This window comes from Falsihalocynthiibacter sp. S25ZX9 (assembly GCF_041205405.1).
Lineage (GTDB): Bacteria > Pseudomonadota > Alphaproteobacteria > Rhodobacterales > Rhodobacteraceae > Falsihalocynthiibacter > Falsihalocynthiibacter arcticus.
In genome coordinates, this window is the sequence record NZ_JBGFCD010000339.1 from 1 (window position 1) to 280 (window position 280).

The window sequence follows — 280 nt, forward strand, 5'->3', positions numbered from 1 at the left end:
GTGAGGTTTTAGTAATTTGAAGGACGATCGGTGAAAATAGCCGCAGAATTAAAGGCCTTTTGCGCCCTAATAGAGCATGATTTTGCAGACCACGCCCTATTGTTGCGGGCTGTGACGCATAGCTCGATGTCCTCAGTTACCCGTGATGATAACCAGCGAGACGAGTTTCTTGGGGACCGTATCTTGGGTTTGGTGATAGCCGAGGCCCTGCTGCAAGCGGATAAAAATGCCAGCGAAGGCGTTCTTGCGCCGCGTTTCAATGCGCTCGTGCGCAAAGAAA

1 pseudogene is annotated in these 280 nt (G+C 51.1%); it reads left to right on the forward strand.

Annotation, left to right across the window (positions count from 1 at the left end):
- Positions 1–30: 30 nt before the first annotated feature.
- A pseudogene (locus AB9F29_RS22495) lies at positions 31–280 on the forward strand (ribonuclease III); the annotation flags it as partial.